Here is a 15,408-nt window from a genome sequence, read left to right on the forward strand (position 1 = left end):
TCCGCGGCGCTTTGTGGCGGGGGCATGACGCCCTCGCCACAAGGCCGCGTGACACTGGACACAAGCGCTCCACAAACGCCACGGCAAGGTGGAGCATGGATAAGTGGTTCGCTAAGGTGAACCACGATAGACCCATACAAATAGTCACAAATGAAAGGGAACGGGCCTGCTGGCATAATCGCGGCAGGAAGTTCCAAGACCAGATGATGCGTACTCTCGTGTCATCGTTCACGCGAGGGAGCGTTTTAGTGGCCGATCAGGCAACTGCGCAAGAATTCGACATCCTGGTACTCGGCGGCGGCAGCGGCGGCTACGCAACTGCCCTGCGTGCCGTTCAGCTCGGCCTCACCGTCGGCCTCATCGAAAAGGCCAAGCTCGGCGGCACCTGCCTGCACAACGGCTGTATCCCCACCAAGGCCCTGCTGCACTCCGCAGAGCTCGCCGACCACGCCCGGGACTCATCCAAGTACGGCGTCAACGTCACCCTCGACAGCATCGACATCACCGCTGTCAACGCCTACAAGGACGGCATCGTTGCCGGCAAGTTCAAGGGCCTGCAGGGCCTCATCAAGAGCAAGGGCATCACCGTCATCGAAGGCGAAGGCAAGCTCCAGGGCACCGACACCGTCGTCGTGAACGGCACCTCGTACAAGGGCAAGAACATCGTCCTCGCGACCGGGTCCTACTCCCGCACGCTGCCGGGTCTGGAAATCGGCGGCAAGGTCATCACCTCCGACGAAGCCCTCACCATGGATTACATCCCCAAGAGCGCGATCATCCTGGGCGGCGGCGTGATCGGCGTTGAGTTCGCTTCCGTCTGGAAGTCCTTCGGCGTCGACGTCACCGTCGTCGAGGGCCTGCCCTCGCTGGTCCCGAACGAGGACGCGACGATCGTCAAGGCCTTTGAGCGCGCGTTCAAGAAGCGCGGCATCAAGTTCTCCACCGGCGTCTTCTTCCAGGGCGTCGAGCAGAACGACGACGGCGTCAAGGTCACCCTGGTGGACGGCAAGACCTTCGAGGCAGACCTCCTGCTCGTGGCCGTCGGCCGCGGCCCCGTCACGGCCAACCTCGGCTACGAAGACGCAGGGGTCACCATCGACCGCGGCTTCGTCATCCCCAACGAGCGCCTCCACACCGGCGTCGGCAACATCTACGCCATCGGCGACATCGTCCCCGGCGTCCAGCTGGCGCACCGCGGCTACCAGCAGGGCATCTTCGTCGCCGAAGAGATCGCCGGCCTCAAGCCTGTCATCGTCGAAGACGTCAACATCCCCAAGGTCACCTACTCCGAGCCCGAAATCGCCACGGTGGGCTACACGGAGCAGGCCGCCAAAGCGAAGTTCGGCGACGACCAGATCCAGACCCAGGAGTACAACCTGGCCGGCAACGGCAAGAGCTCCATCCTGGGCACCAGCGGGCTCGTCAAGCTGGTCCGCCAGAAGGACGGCCCCGTCGTCGGCGTCCACATGATCGGCGCCCGCATGGGCGAACAGATCGGCGAAGCCGCGCTGATCGTGAACTGGGAAGCCTACCCCGAGGACGTGGCCCAGCTGGTCCACGCCCACCCGACCCAGAACGAGTCCCTGGGCGAGGCGCACCTGGCATTGGCCGGCAAGCCCCTCCACGGCTAGGCATTACCGCAAGACCACAGGGTTTAGTGCACCCGGCTCGAATTGCCGGGTGCACTAAGCTCGACCAAGGCAGCAAACCATCCGCACTAAAGATCAATAAGGAGAACGGGGACGATATGTCTGAATCCGTTAACTTGCCCGCCCTCGGTGAGAGCGTCACCGAAGGAACCGTCACCCGCTGGCTCAAGCAGGTAGGTGACCGGGTAGAGGTGGACGAGCCGCTGCTCGAAGTTTCCACCGACAAAGTAGACACCGAGATCCCCTCTCCGATCGCAGGCGTGATCGAGGAAATCCTCGTCGCCGAAGACGAGACCGCTGAAGTCGGCGCCCCGCTGGTCCGCATCGGCTCTGGTTCCGCCGGTGAAGCCGCCCCGGCCGCTGAAGCCCCTGCAGAAGCGCCCGCCGAATCTCCGTCGGCTGCCGAAGCTCCGGCCCCCGCCGCCGAGGCTCCCGCCCCTGAGGCGCCGGCTGCCGAAGCACCCGCTGCCGCACCGGCCGGCGAAAGCCACGAAGTGACGCTCCCGGCCCTCGGCGAAAGCGTCACCGAAGGCACCGTCACCCGCTGGCTGAAGAGCATCGGCGACACCGTCGAGGTGGACGAGCCGCTGCTCGAGGTTTCCACCGACAAGGTCGACACCGAGATCCCGTCCCCGGTCGCCGGCACGCTGCAGGAAATCCGCGTCAACGAGGACGAAACGGCCGAGGTCGGCTCCGTCCTGGCCGTCATCGGCTCCGGCGCTGCCGCGCCCGCCGCAGCTCCTGCTCCCGCAGCGCCCAAGGACGAAGCGCCCGCCGCCCCGGCACCCGCGGCGGCCCCGGCAGCTCCGGCACCCGTGGAAGCCCCGAAGCAGGAGGCACCCAAGCAGGAAGCGGTCCCGGCTGCCGCAGCGGCCGAGTCCGGCTACGTCACTCCCCTGGTCCGCAAGCTTGCCAACCAACAGGGCGTGGACGTCTCCTCCTTGACCGGAACCGGCGTCGGCGGCCGCATCCGCAAGCAGGATGTGCTGGCAGCCGCGGAGGCCAAGGCCGCTCCGGCCCCGGCAGCAGCCGCACCGGCAGCGTCCGGCGCTCCGGCCGCGCGGGCCGCAGCACCGTCACCAACTGAGCTGTCGTCGCTCCGCGGCACCGTGCAGAAGGCGCCGCGGATCCGCCAGGTCATCGCCCGCCGGATGCGCGAATCCCTGGACATCTCCACCCAGCTCACGCAGGTGCACGAGGTGGACATGACCAAGGTCGCCAAGCTGCGTGCCAAGGCCAAGAACTCCTTCCAGGCCCAGAACGGCTCCAAACTGACCTTCCTGCCCTTCATCGCCAAGGCTGTTGCCGAGGCCCTGAAGCAGCACCCGAAGGTCAACGCCTCCTACGACGAGGACAAGCAGGAGATCACATACCACAACGCCGAGCACCTGGCGATCGCGGTGGACACCGACAAGGGCCTGCTGGTTCCGGTCATTGCCGACGCCGGCAACCTCAACCTGGCCGGCCTGGCCGGCAAGATCGCCGACGTCGCAGACCGCACCCGCAACGGCAAGATCGGGCCGGACGAGCTCTCCGGCGGAACGTTTAGCATCACCAACATCGGTTCCGTGGGCGCCCTGTTCGACACCCCGATCATCAACCAGCCGCAGGTCGCCATCCTGGGCACCGGCGCGATCGTCAAGCGGCCCGTCGTGGTCACCGACGAGAACGGCGATGACTCGCTGGCCATCCGCTCGATGATGTACCTCTCCCTGACGTACGACCACCGCCTGGTGGACGGCGCCGACGCAGGACGCTTCCTGCAGACGCTGAAGGCACGCCTCGAAGAGGGCGCCTTCGAAGCCGACCTCGGACTGTAGGAGCTGCAGCACACGGAATACCTGACCGCGCAGCCGGTCAGCGGAGGGCATCTTCCCGCAAGGGAGGGTGCCCTCCGCTGTTTACGGACACTTTGTCGCTAGGCTGGGCCCATGACCATTCTTTTCTACATCCTGCTCTTCCTGCACATAGTCGGTGCCTCCATGGTCGTCGGTGTCTGGATCGCCAATATAAAGACCCCCACCGTCCACCCCCGGCAGCGTGACGGCGCCTTCATGCAGCTGATCACAGGCATCGCCATGATGGGAATCCTGCCGGTTCTGCACAACCAGAATCCCGCCGAGTTCGACCCCAACTACTTCAAGCTCGGCATCAAGTTCGCCGTCGGCCTTGCAGTGGCCGTCCTGGCCGTCATCGGCGCCCGGAAGGTCAAGAAGGGCGAAGCCGTCTCCACGGGCCTCGCACACGGCGTCGGCGGCCTTGCACTTCTCAACGTGGCGATCGCCACTCTCTGGCAGTAGCTTTTCTCCTGCACCGCTTACGACGGCGACGCACCCCTCGCAGGGTGCGTCGCCGTCGTCGTTGTGCCGGTGTTTCTTGCGGTCAGTCGCCGGCGATCCGCGCCTCGGGCGCGCACTGTCCGGGACCGTGCATTCCATGGCGACCTGGTGCAGGGTCACAATCCTCTGACAGCGGACACCCGTGCGCCGGCGGCGCTGAATCCCTAGGATTGGACACGGCACGGTCCGGCGCTTCGCCGGATCGCGGATTCACCACGATGAGGAGTGGACATGGCAGCAACACGCACCGCACACACTGTATGGAACGGCGACCTGATGACGGGCGCCGGCAACACAACCCTGGACAGCTCCGGGCTGGGCAACTTCGATGTCACCTGGAGGGCGCGCGCCGAGGCCTCCGAGGGCAAGACGAGCCCCGAAGAGCTCATCGCCGCCGCACACTCGGCCTGCTTCTCGATGGCCTTCAGCCTCGCCGTCGCGCAGGCCGGCCACACGCCGGAAGAAATCAACACCAAGGCCGACGTCACCTTCGTTCCCGGTACCGGCATCACCGACAGCCACCTCACCATGAGCGCGCGCATTCCGGGGATCTCCAAGGAGGAGTTCCAGCGCCTCGCGGAGGAAGCCAGGACCGGGTGCCCCGTTTCGGCCGCCCTGACCGGCATCAAGATCACCCTGGACGCCTCCCTGGCCTCCTAGTACGTCACGCGCCAAGCAGAAGGTCCCCGTTCCCCTTCCAGGGAGCGGGGACCTTCGCCGTTCGGTGCATTCGCCGCTTTGAGCCGCCGTGGGCTACTTGTCGGGCTGCCGGGCGGGCAGCGGCGCGGGCCGCACCCGGCGGTAGCCTTCACGCAGCGGCGGACGGTCCGTGGGCAGCTCCTGGATCATTTCCTTCAGCGCCCCGATCCCGTACTCCAGCTGCGGGTCGGTCCCGGCGGCGTAGGCGTGCGGCGGGAAGGTCACCTCGATGTCCGGCGTGACGCCGAAGTTCTCCACGCCCCAGCCGACGCCGCCGGCGAACCAGGTGGCGTAGCGCGGCTGCGTGACCCCCGTGCCGTCCGCCAGGGCGAAGCGGTTGTCGATCCCGACGACTCCGCCCCAGGTCCGGGTGCCGATGACCGGGCCGATCCCCCGCAGCTTGGAGACCTGGGTGATGATGTCGCCGTCGGATCCGGCGAACTCATCGGTGAGGATGATGACGGGCCCGCGCGGGGCGTGGTGCGGGTAGGTCCTGGGCTTCTCGCCGCGGGGCATGCTCCAGCCGGTGACCTTGCGGCCGATGAGTTCCGCCACGAGCTGGGAGGTGTGGCCGCCGCGGTTGCGGCGGACGTCCACGATCAGCCCGTCGAGGGCCGTTTCGGTGTCGAGGTCCCGGTGCAGCTGCGCCCAGCCGTTGGCCATCATGTCCGGGATGTGAAGGTAGCCGAAGGTGCCCTGCGAGGCTTCGCGGACCGTCCGGCGGTTGCCGGCCACCCATTCCTGGTAGCGCAGCCGTTCCTCGTCCTTGACCGGAACCACGGCCACACGGCGCTGTTTTCCTGCCGCCGCGCCGTGTCCGGGACCGTTGCGCAGGGTGAGTTCCACGGCACGGCCGGCGGCGCCGACCAGTTGCACCGCGGGTGTCCTGGCTTCCGTGAGTTCCACGCCGTCGATGGCCAGCAGCACGTCGCCGGGCTTGGCGTCCGCGCCCGGACGGGTCAGCGGGGACGTGGCCAGCGGGTCGGAGGACTCCCCGGCCAGGATCCGGGTGATTTCCCAGCCCTCACCCGTGAAGGCGAGATCCGCGCCCAGGCGGCCCTGGCCGTTGCTGCCGTTTTCGGTGACGGCCACCGGGCGGACGTAGGCGTGGGAGGTGCCCAGCTCGCCGTGGAGTTCCCAGAGCAGGTCCACGAGGTCATCATGGGAGCCGAGCCGGTCCACGATCGGCCGGTAACGGGCGTGCACGGAGTCCCAGTCCTGGCCGGCCATGTCCTCGGTCCAGAAGAAGTCCCGCTGGAGGCGCCAGGTCTCGTCAAAGGCCTGGCCCCAGACACTCAGGGGTTCCAGCTGCACGCGGATGCGGTTGAGGTCCACCTTGACCAGCTGGCCGGACTCCTCATCGGCCTTGGCGCTGGAGGGCGAGACGCGGATCTGCTTGTCCTGCAGGAAGACCACCTTTTCCCCGTCGCCGGAGAGACGGTAGCTGTCCAGTGCCTCGACGATCGTGGTGGTGCGGCGCTTGGCCAGATCGAAGCGGACCAGGCTCGGGGCGGCGATCTTGTCTTCCAGGCTCGCCCGGCCCTCGCCGGTCACACCGGAGAGCTCGCTGTCCAGCCAGAGCAGGGCCCCGGCCGTGGCCGTGAGCGCCGAGTAGTTCCCCTGCGGCACGGGAACGGAGATGACACGGTGGGCCAGGCCTTCGGCGTCGACCCGGACGGCCGGTACCTCGTCTTGCACGGAGCCTGCTGCGGCGTTGGACTCCACCCCAGCGTTGACGTCGTCCTGCAGGTCCACCTTGGGGCCGAACGGCGACGGGGTGTCTGCGGCGAGGGCCACGAGGTAGGGCTTGATGGGGCTGGGGAAGGACAGATCGAAGGAGTGGCCGTCATAGACCGGGTCGAAGCTGCGGTTGGAGAGGAAGGCGAGGTACTTGCCGTCCGGCGTGAACGACGGCGATTCGTCGCGGAAGCGGCCGTCGGTGACGTCGATGATGACGCGCTTCGCGTCCACTGCCTTCCCTCCAGCGCCCACCATGGTGATCCGCAGCCGGCTGCGGGAGCCGAAGGATGTGACCGGCTCGGACCAGCCCAGCCACGCCGAGTCCGGCGACCAGCTGAAACCGTCGATGCTGCCTTCGCCGATGCTGCTCACGAGCGACAGGGCGCCGGTGCGGGTGTCGGCCAGGTAGATGTCACCGAAGGCGGTGCCGACGGCGAGCCAGTTGCCGTCCGGGCTGGCCTCGATGGCGCTGGCACGGCTCGGCTTGGGGAAGTCGACCCTGGTCGGCTGCCCGGACGCCGGGACGGCGGAAACTGCGGCGGCTTCGGTGTCGGTGCCCGTTACGGCACCGGCCGTGTCGGCAGCGTCGTGACCGGCGGAAGCGTGCCCGGCGGCGGGGACGGCCACCGGGGCCACGGCGTCCGGCCGGGTCAGCGCCGCGGCCGAGACCGGCTGCGGCAGCGGCGTGGCGGCGTCGGAGTCCTCCTGCGGCGTGGCGGGCTTGGTGGCGGGCGTCGCTGCAGTCTGGCTGCCGGTCGCGTGCTCGCCGGACTGGTGACTGCCGGCCGGCGGACCGGCGATGGCCTTCAGGTACAGGGCCTCGACGCCGTCGTGGTCTGCCACGTACGCGATCCGGCCATTACCAAAGGGGCGCGGCAGCCGGGCCCGTACGCCCGGTGTGGCTTCCAGGACCCGGGACGGGCCGTCCTGGTGCCGCAGCCAGTGGAGGGTGCCGTGGGCTTCGACGGCGCTGGATCCCCCGGTGCGGTCCGGAACCACATCGCCGAGGTGCCGGGAGGGCAACAGCTGCGTGGCGCGGCGTCCCTGTGAAGCGGAGCCGAGCGAAATCTCGAGCTTGATGGCATCCGAGCCGAGGTTCGGCAGGATCCAGAGTTCGCCGGCCGATTCGAAGACGACACGCTTGCCGTCGGTGGCGGCGTGCCGGACGTAGAAGTCTTCATGGTCTGTGTGGCGGCGGAGACCGGTGCCGTCCGGCAGTACGGAGTACAGGTTGCCGTAACCCTCATGGTCGGACAGGAACGCGATCCGCCCGTCGACCCACATGGGGTCCGTGAGGTTGCCGTCCAGCTCGGGCGCGAGCCGCTCGAACTCGCCGTTCCCGTCCCGGTCAATCCACAGTTTGCCGGCGGCGCCGCCGCGGTACCGCTTCCACCACGCAGGCTCACGCGAGAGCACGCTGGCGAGAACCACCGGGCGTTCATCGCCCACGACCGGGCCGAATGCCACGGACTCGACCGGGCCGAACGGAAGCTCCTCTGCCCAGCCGCCGCCAACGGGCAGGCTGTAGGCGTGAGTGTGGCGGCCGTCGGACTGGCGGAAGGCGCTGGTCACAACGATGTCGCCGGCGGGCGTGAAGCCCTTGACCCGGGTGGAGCTGTGGCCGAAATAGCTCAACTGGCGGTAGCCGCCGCCCTCGACGTCCGCCGTGACAACTTCCGGGGCCGTTCCCTGCACCACGGTCCACACGAGGCGCTTGCCGTCCGGGCTGAAGCGGGGGTTGCGGGCGGGCAACTGAAGCGAAGAGACCCGCCAGGCGCGGCCTCCCCCGAGGGGCGCGATCCAGACGTCGTCCTCGGCCACGAAGGTGACCAGATCGCCGTGCAGATGCGGGAAACGGAAGTAACTCGAAGAGGTCATCGTTCGATCATAGTCAAGACCACCCCCTGTCCCCGGGAGGTTTCCCGGCCGTGCCGGGCATGGTGAGATGGATCATGCGAATCGTTGTTGCCGGAGCCTCCGGACTGATCGGAACCGCCCTTTCCAGCTCCCTGCGCAACGCCGGGCACGACGTCGGCACCCTGGTCCGGCGGCCGCCCGCCTCCCCGGCCGAATTCCAATGGGACCCGGCGGCGGGCCGCATCGATGACGCCGCCCTCCGGGGAGCGGACGCGGTGGTCAACCTTTCGGGGGCCGGAATCGGTGACCGGCCCTGGACCCGGTCCCGCATCAACGAACTCCGCAGCTCGCGGCTGGGCGCGACCCGGACCCTGACGACGGCGATGGCCCGGCAGGAGACCCCGCCCGCGGTGTTCCTGAGCCAGTCGGCCTCCGGCTACTACGGCGATGCCGGCCCGGTGGTGCTGCGGGAGAATGCGCCCGCCGGTTCCGGCGTCCTGGCCCGGCTCTGTGTGGACTGGGAGGCCGCGGCGCACGAGGCTCCCGCGGGGGTCCGTGTGGTCACGCCGCGCACCGGCGTGGTCCTGAGCCGCTCCGGCGGCGCCCTCGGCCGGCTGATGCCGCTGCTGCGTCTCGGCGTGGGCGGCCCGCTGGGCAACGGCCGGCAGTACTGGCCCTGGATCACGCTGCCCGATGTGACCGGCGCGTTCGGGTTCCTGCTCTCGACGCCGTTGTCCGGTCCGGTGAACCTCTGCGCCCCCGAAAGCGCCGACGTGAACTCGCTGATGGCGCAACTCGCCGGGGCGCTGCACCGGCCGGCCCTGCTCCGGGTCCCCGCGCCGGTGCTGCGGCTGGTGATGGGCAAGCTCGCCGATGAACTGCTGCTCGCGAGCCAGCGGATGGAGCCCGCGGAACTGGTCGAAGCGGGCTTTGAATGGAAGTACCCGTCCCTCGCGCAGGCAGCCGCGTGGGTGGCCGGACGCGAACCGGGGGCCTGAACCTGCGGCCTCGGCGTGCGCCTGCGCCGCCGACCTCGGGCGCTGGCCTGCGCCGCCAACTTCCGGCGCTGGTGGTCATTTTCGTTAATTCGTCGGGGGTTGAGGCCCAAGTCTTCGCGCCCGGGAGGACACCACCCAGTCTTCGCGCCCGGGACCGGGCATGACCGGAATATGTCCATGCGCGGGCCCCGGCGCGGGGCATGTCCTGACCCGGGAGCACGTGCCGTGGCTCCGCTGGGGGCGTCGGGCCACTTCCCCGGGAGGACATGCCCAGCCTTCGCCCCGGGGACCGGGCATAACCGGAATATGTCCATCGGCCGGCCCCGGCGCGGGGCATGTCCTGTCCGGTGCTCATTTTCGCTGAGGACGTCGGGGTCAGGCTGCCGGTGCGTGCCCGTGGCTGCTCAGGCGTAGCAGCTAGTCGCTGACGCCGTTGGTGCATTCCGGTCGACCCGGCCGGCTGGCCGAGGCCCTTGAAACCGCCGCCGGTGATGGCCTGGCGCGACACCGCCCGCGGCCTCTACCCCAACGACCCCACCGCCTGGACCTAACCCCCGACGAATTAACTTCCCGGAAGGATCTCCTGGATCCGCCAGCGGCCGTCGACCGGAACCAGTACCAGCCGGAGCCGTTTCTGGTCCCCTGCAGCAGCCTCGGCGACCAGGGCGCCGGCGGCGTCCCGCTCCTGGTAGGGGTTCGAAGCCACACTGACGGCCACGACAGCCCGCGACGGGCTGCTGTCCGGCGACGTTTCCACCGCCGTCAGAAGGGTGGAAAAGCCGGTCAGCACATGGCCGGATTCCGAGAGCCGGGCACCGATCCTGCCGTCAGCAACGGCAGCGGAGGACGCCGGGGCGTTGACCTCGTCCAGCAGGCGCATGTCCCCGGAGTTGAACGCCACCGAGCGTAGCCGGGCCAGGCCACGGACCGCTTCTTCCGGGTCCGCCGAGCGGAGCAAGGCCTGCACATCCTGGGGGACGGTGGCCGGCGTGGCTGCCTCCGGGGGTGGAGGCTCCGGCGTCGAACCCGCGGCGCTCCTTTCGGACGCCGCCGGACCCGGTTGGCCTGTGGAAGCCGCGGGGAACGGCGAGGGCAGCCGGGTTCCGGCCAGCAGCCAGGCAGCCGAGAGGAGCAGAACCAATGCCAGCCCCGCCGGGGCCGCGCGAAGGCCGCGGCGGCCGTCACCACGGCTTCCGTAACCGCTGGTCCCGGAACGGTTGGTCCCGGAACGGTTGGTCCCCCAACGGCTGGTCCCCCAACGGCTGGTCCCCCAACGGCTCCGGCCGGCACTGTGCCTGGCGCCCGCCCGGCGCGGCCCGGCCGCCAGGTGCGGCTCTGCAGCTCGGCCGGAGCGGCCGGAGCGGCCGGGGCGGATGCGAAACCAGGTCCGGAGCCGTTCAGCCTTGAGCCCTCGCGGGCTGCGGGGCAAGGCACGGCGGGTCAGCAATTGCGGTATCACCGTCGGATGGACGGTGCCGGACAGGTCCACGGGCTCCGCCCCGGCACTGCGGTAGACCGCCGCGGCCAGCTCCGCAGCGGCCGGCCGGAGCCGTCGGTCCTCGTGGAGACCTGCTTCCAGGGCGGCGGCCAGTGCGGCCGGAACCCCCGGCACCAGCAGGGGCAAGGGCGGACGTTGCTCCCCGGGTTCCGGAGCGTGTCCGGTCAGGCAGTACCAGCCCAGGGCCGCGAGGGAGTAGATGTCACGCTCAGGCTGCAGCCCGGCCCGCACGGCGTCCACCGGGGCCGGATCGCGGAACCCCTCGGTGCCGGCCTCCGCCACTGCGTTGGCGTCGGCCACCATCCGGGCGACGCCCAGATCGGCCAGCAGCGGTTTGCCGTGGGCAGTGAACAGCACATTGCCGGGGGCCACGTCGCCGTGGGTGAACCCGTGGCCATGAAGGTACGCCAGCGCCTGTGCGATCGGAGTCAGAACCGTCACCGTCTCGCCGGGGCCCAGCCGTCCCCGGCCCGCCACGAGCGCTGCCAGCGAGCCGCCGGGAGCGTAGTCCAGCGCCAGCCCGAGCCCATCGCCTCCGCCGCCGTGCTCCTCTGGGGGCCAGTGCAGGCGCACCACGGTGTGCGCCCGGACCAGGTGGTGGTGGTCCAAAGCGGAGAGGATGCGGACTTCGCGCCGCATCTCCTCTTCCGCTTCCTTTGACTCCGGCGAGGTGCCGCCGGCGGCGAAGCACTTCAGGGCAAAGTCGCGGCCCGTCGATTGTTCGGTGACGAGCCAGACCGTAGCGCTGCCGCCGCGGCCCAGGCGCCGGCCGACGTCGTAGCCGGGAACGACCGGGGCCGCACTGTGCGCCTGTGCGAAATCATCCATACCCAAGAAATAGCCGATCCCCCGAAATCCCGCAGAAGTTATCCACAGTCGTGAGAGCTTGAACACACAATCGGGTACGACGGCGGTCGAGGTCTAAGCTGGATGCCATGACTCTTGAGTTCTCCCGGCTGGGTCTCGCCCCGGATTTCGTCGACTACACCCGCGGCTGGGATCTCCAGCGCGAACTCCACGAGAAGGTCGTCGCCGGCACCGCACCCAGCACCGTATTGCTGCTCGAACATTCCGCCGTCTACACCGCCGGCAAACGCACCGAGGACCACGAACGCCCCTTTGACGGAACTCCGGTGGTTCCCGTGGACCGCGGCGGCAAACTCACCTGGCACGGTCCCGGACAGCTCATTGGCTACCCCATCATCAAGCTCAAAAACAAGGCGGGCATCCGCGACTACGTGGAGCGGCTGGAAGCGGTCATCATCACCGTCCTGGCCGACTACGGCATCGCCGCCGTACGCATCAAGGGCCGTGCGGGCGTCTGGATCGAACAGGATGAGAAGGGCCCGGACCGCAAGATCGCGGCCATCGGCATCCGCGTCCACGACGGCGTCACGATGCACGGCTTCGCCATTAACTGCAACAACGATCTTGCGCCCTACGCCCAGATCATTGCCTGCGGAATCACCGACGCCGGCGTCACCACGATCGCCCAGGAGACCGGCAGGGACGTCACCCCGGCCGACCTCGTGTCGCGGATCACCGAAGAACTGCGCAACAATGAAGAAGCCCTAGTTGCAACCCAAGAAGGAGCTCTACTGTGACACTGGCACCAGAAGGCCGGAAAATGCTGCGTATCGAGCAGCGAAATGCGGCCACACCGGTGGAACGCAAACCGGAATGGATCAAGGCCAAAGTCCAGATGGGCCCCGAGTACGTCCAGCTCAAAAACCTCGTCAAAAAGGAAGGGCTCCACACCGTGTGTGAGGAGGCCGGCTGCCCCAACATCTTCGAGTGCTGGGAAGACAAGGAAGCGACCTTCCTGATTGGCGGCTCCGAGTGCACCCGCCGCTGCGACTTCTGCCAGATCGATACCGGCAAGCCCTCCCCCGTTGACGTTTTCGAGCCGACCAAGGTGGCCCGCTCCGTCCAGGCCATGCAGCTGCGCTACGCCACCGTCACCGGTGTGGCCCGCGACGACCTCGCCGACGAGGGCGTCTGGCTCTACGCCGAAACGGTCCGCAAGATCCACGAACTGAACCCGGGCACCGGCGTCGAACTCCTGATTCCTGACTTCTCCGGGAAGCCGGAACACATCCAGGCCATCTGCGATTCCAAGCCCGAGGTCTTCGCGCACAACGTCGAAACAGTGCCGAGGATCTTCAAGCGCATCCGCCCCGCCTTCCGCTATGACCGGTCCCTGGACGTCATCACGCAGGGCCGCAACCTGGGCATGGTCACCAAGTCCAACCTGATCCTGGGCATGGGCGAAACCCGGGAAGAGATTTCCGAAGCCCTCAAGGACCTGCACGACGCCGGCTGCGACCTGATCACGATCACGCAGTACCTGCGCCCGAGCGAACGGCACCTGCCCGTGGACCGCTGGGTCAAGCCGCAGGAATTCGTGGACCTGCAGCAGGAAGCCGATGAGATCGGTTTCCTCGGTGTCATGAGCGGGCCGCTGGTGCGTTCCTCGTACCGCGCCGGCCGCCTGTGGGCCACCGCGATGCGCAAGAAGGGCTGGGAAATCCCGGCCGAGCTGGCCCACATCGAAAGCTCCGGAACTACCCGCCAGGAAGCCAGCTCACTGCTCGCGGCACACTCCTGACTCCGGTTGTAAACGACTGTGGCCAAGGGCCGGCCCCGGACATTTCCGGCGTCCGGCCCTTAGCCATAAATCACGTAGAATTAAGGCACTATGGCGAATTCCTCTGATTCCAGCACCTCCACTCCGGCTGCCGATGCTCCGAAGCGTGGCCTTTTCTCCCGTAAGCCGAAGGAAGCCAAGGTCAAGAAGCCGAGCCGGCTGAAGCAGATCGGCGAGGTCTTCCAGATGACCCGGCGCCACGATCCGATGGTGCCGTGGCTGATGCTGCTCGCGTTCCTTGGTGTGGTGGCCGTCAGCTTCGTTGTTGGCTTCGTGCTGGACAACTGGATCACCGGTCTGATTATCGGCATTCCGCTGGGCATCCTCGCCGCCACCCTGATTCTTTCCCGCCGGGCGGAGCGCGCCGCGTTCGCACAGATTGAAAACCAGCCGGGCGCCTCGGGCGCTGCACTGGGCACCCTCAAGCGCGGCTGGATCACCGAAGACCAGCCCGTCGCGGTGAACCCCCGCACCCAGGACGCCGTCTTCCGCGCCATTGGACGGCCCGGCGTCGTGCTGGTCAGCGAAGGCCCCAGCAACCGGGTCAAGCCGCTGGTCGACGCCGAACGAAAGCGCCTCGCACGCATCCTCCCGAACGTCACCATCCACGTGATCGAAAGCGGACGCGGCGAAGGCCAGGTGCCCATCAGCCAGGTCGCCAAGCAGATGAACAAGCTGAAGAACGAACTGACGAAGATCGAGGTCAGTGCCGTGTCCAAGCGCATTTCATCGCTGGGAAGCCGCCTGCCTATCCCCAAGGGCATTGATCCCTACAAGGCCCGCCCGGACCGCAAGGCCGCCCGCGGGCGCTAGCCTGCCGCAGCGCCCGGCCACCAGAAACTTCGGGAGTCGCCCCGGTTACCGCCTTTCAGGCCGGCAGCCGGGGCGATTTCTTATTCCCCGGGGCTCACTCTCCTTGCTCATCCCCGACGCTTATCAACGACGCTTATCAACGTCCAGCAGGACAGAATCCGGAGACTCCCCATGAAACTGCCATCGAAGCCGGCCTTGATCCGCATCTTCCGGGTACTCGCCATTGCCGAGGGCTTCAGCTGGGCCGCCCTGCTGATCGGCATGTTCCTCAAGTGGGTCACCCGGACCACGGAGCTCGGCGTAGAGATTGCCGGCCCCATCCACGGGGCGTTCTTCATCGCGTACGGCACCACCGCCCTGGGCCTCTGGGGACTGCAGCGGTGGCCGTTCCGGGTGGCGCTGTTCGCAGGGCTCTCCGCGGTTTTCCCGTTCGCCACCGTCTGGTTTGAACGCTGGGCCGGGCGGCACGGTTTCCTCACGCCGGCACAGCCGGCGGGCCAGCCCGTCGAGGAAACCGCGGGGGTGTAGCGGCCCGCCCCGGGACCGAACACCACGCGACGGCCCCGCGTCCACGCCCGGTTGACGCAAATGGCCGCCATGCAGACGCGCAAAGCGGCCATTCCTGGCGAACTCTGGGGATGCCGGCCGCAGAGAGCGCAGCGGCGAGGTTCAGCCGTCCGAAGTTACAACCGGACCAGCACAGTGTTCATTGCCTTGTCATGCAGGCCGCGCTGGTCAGGATCGAAGATGACAGCGGGGATGACGAGGCACAGCAGCAGGGTGCGGACCAGGGCCGGAAGCGGGCCAGCGGGACCGCCGCCCAGCCGGGTCACATGGATCCCCATGATGCGGTGGCCGATGCTGTAGCCGAGAGTGCCGATCAGCAGGGCCTGCTCGACGGCGAAGACGGCCAGAGTGGCCCAGGGGTTTCCGGTGAACGCGAAATTGCTGATCAGCAGCGCAATCCCCCAGTCGACGCAGATGGCCAGGATCCGGCGACCGGCGCGTGCGATCGAGCCCGGTCCGGATTCCGGCAGGCCCAGCCGCTCCCCCGGGTACTTGGAAATGCCGGACGTGTCCGGGCCGCTGAGCCATGAGCCTATGTCTTTGCGATCAACCACTCTCCCAGCCTATCGGGAAAGCCCGCGCTATCGGCAAGGCCAGCCGC

Annotated in this window: 12 protein-coding genes; 9 read left to right on the top strand and 3 right to left on the bottom strand. The window is 68.2% G+C overall.

Features of this window, described 5'->3' with window-relative positions; genetic code table 11:
• Positions 1-248: 248 nt before the first annotated feature.
• From lpdA to ACVWZ8_RS21030, 4 genes are all read left to right on the top strand, one after another.
• On the top strand, positions 249-1,631 hold the full coding sequence (gene lpdA, locus ACVWZ8_RS21015; protein ID WP_426977113.1) for a dihydrolipoyl dehydrogenase: 1,383 nt from the start codon (positions 249-251) through the stop codon (positions 1,629-1,631).
• 116 nt (positions 1,632-1,747) lie between these two features.
• Positions 1,748-3,469, top strand: a complete 1,722-nt coding sequence (sucB, locus tag ACVWZ8_RS21020) for a 2-oxoglutarate dehydrogenase, E2 component, dihydrolipoamide succinyltransferase (protein ID WP_456505718.1) — start codon at positions 1,748-1,750, stop codon at positions 3,467-3,469.
• Positions 3,470-3,580: 111 nt separating this feature from the next.
• On the top strand, positions 3,581-3,949 hold the full coding sequence (locus ACVWZ8_RS21025) for a hypothetical protein (protein ID WP_456505719.1): 369 nt from the start codon (positions 3,581-3,583) through the stop codon (positions 3,947-3,949).
• A 270-nt stretch (positions 3,950-4,219) separates the two neighbouring features.
• Complete coding sequence (locus tag ACVWZ8_RS21030; RefSeq protein ID WP_426977109.1) at positions 4,220-4,648, top strand: OsmC family protein; 429 nt, start codon at positions 4,220-4,222, stop codon at positions 4,646-4,648.
• Positions 4,649-4,741: 93 nt separating this feature from the next.
• Here the strand turns inward: ACVWZ8_RS21030 and ACVWZ8_RS21035 are convergent, their stop codons facing one another.
• Complete coding sequence (locus ACVWZ8_RS21035) at positions 4,742-8,305, bottom strand: S41 family peptidase (RefSeq protein ID WP_456505720.1); 3,564 nt, start codon at positions 8,303-8,305, stop codon at positions 4,742-4,744.
• Positions 8,306-8,379: 74 nt separating this feature from the next.
• On the opposite strand from ACVWZ8_RS21035, the gene ACVWZ8_RS21040 reads away from it, so the two are divergent.
• A complete protein-coding gene (locus ACVWZ8_RS21040) occupies positions 8,380-9,282 on the top strand; it encodes a TIGR01777 family oxidoreductase (protein WP_456505721.1) in 903 nt (300 codons plus the stop codon).
• A gap of 562 nt (positions 9,283-9,844) precedes the next feature.
• Here the strand turns inward: ACVWZ8_RS21040 and ACVWZ8_RS21045 are convergent.
• Entirely contained in the window at positions 9,845-11,608 is a 1,764-nt protein-coding gene (locus tag ACVWZ8_RS21045; protein ID WP_456505722.1) for a serine/threonine-protein kinase, read from the bottom strand.
• A gap of 98 nt (positions 11,609-11,706) precedes the next feature.
• Between ACVWZ8_RS21045 and lipB the strand changes: the two genes are divergently transcribed.
• From lipB to ACVWZ8_RS21065, 4 genes are all read left to right on the top strand, one after another.
• Positions 11,707-12,384 carry a lipoyl(octanoyl) transferase LipB gene (lipB, locus tag ACVWZ8_RS21050; RefSeq protein ID WP_456505993.1) on the top strand — a complete coding sequence of 226 codons (678 nt, stop codon included), beginning with the start codon at positions 11,707-11,709 and terminating at the stop codon, positions 12,382-12,384.
• On the top strand, positions 12,381-13,388 hold the full coding sequence (gene lipA / locus ACVWZ8_RS21055) for a lipoyl synthase (RefSeq protein WP_426977101.1): 1,008 nt from the start codon (positions 12,381-12,383) through the stop codon (positions 13,386-13,388). The genes lipB and lipA overlap by 4 nt, the downstream gene beginning before the upstream one ends.
• Before the next feature lie 90 nt (positions 13,389-13,478).
• Positions 13,479-14,240 (top strand): DUF4191 domain-containing protein, encoded by a 762-nt coding sequence (locus ACVWZ8_RS21060; RefSeq protein ID WP_426977099.1) that lies wholly within the window; start codon positions 13,479-13,481, stop codon positions 14,238-14,240.
• Positions 14,241-14,411: 171 nt separating this feature from the next.
• Entirely contained in the window at positions 14,412-14,768 is a 357-nt protein-coding gene (locus ACVWZ8_RS21065) for a DUF3817 domain-containing protein (protein ID WP_426977098.1), read from the top strand.
• A gap of 155 nt (positions 14,769-14,923) precedes the next feature.
• On the opposite strand, the gene ACVWZ8_RS21070 is transcribed toward ACVWZ8_RS21065, so the two are convergent.
• A complete protein-coding gene (locus tag ACVWZ8_RS21070) occupies positions 14,924-15,361 on the bottom strand; it encodes an RDD family protein (protein WP_426977097.1) in 438 nt (145 codons plus the stop codon).
• Positions 15,362-15,408: the final 47 nt, after the last annotated feature.

It is taken from the genome of Arthrobacter sp. UYCu723 (genome assembly GCF_054059215.1).

Coding starts and splice junctions, on each gene's coding strand:
- sucB (WP_456505718.1), top strand. CDS start 1,748: ATGTCTGAATCCGTTAACTTGCCCGCCCTCGGTGAGAGCGTCACCGAA.
- ACVWZ8_RS21025 (WP_456505719.1), top strand. CDS start 3,581: ATGACCATTCTTTTCTACATCCTGCTCTTCCTGCACATAGTCGGTGCC.
- ACVWZ8_RS21030 (WP_426977109.1), top strand. CDS start 4,220: ATGGCAGCAACACGCACCGCACACACTGTATGGAACGGCGACCTGATG.
- ACVWZ8_RS21035 (WP_456505720.1), bottom strand. CDS start 8,305: ATGACCTCTTCGAGTTACTTCCGTTTCCCGCATCTGCACGGCGATCTG.
- ACVWZ8_RS21040 (WP_456505721.1), top strand. CDS start 8,380: ATGCGAATCGTTGTTGCCGGAGCCTCCGGACTGATCGGAACCGCCCTT.
- ACVWZ8_RS21045 (WP_456505722.1), bottom strand. CDS start 11,608: ATGGATGATTTCGCACAGGCGCACAGTGCGGCCCCGGTCGTTCCCGGC.
- ACVWZ8_RS21060 (WP_426977099.1), top strand. CDS start 13,479: ATGGCGAATTCCTCTGATTCCAGCACCTCCACTCCGGCTGCCGATGCT.
- ACVWZ8_RS21065 (WP_426977098.1), top strand. CDS start 14,412: ATGAAACTGCCATCGAAGCCGGCCTTGATCCGCATCTTCCGGGTACTC.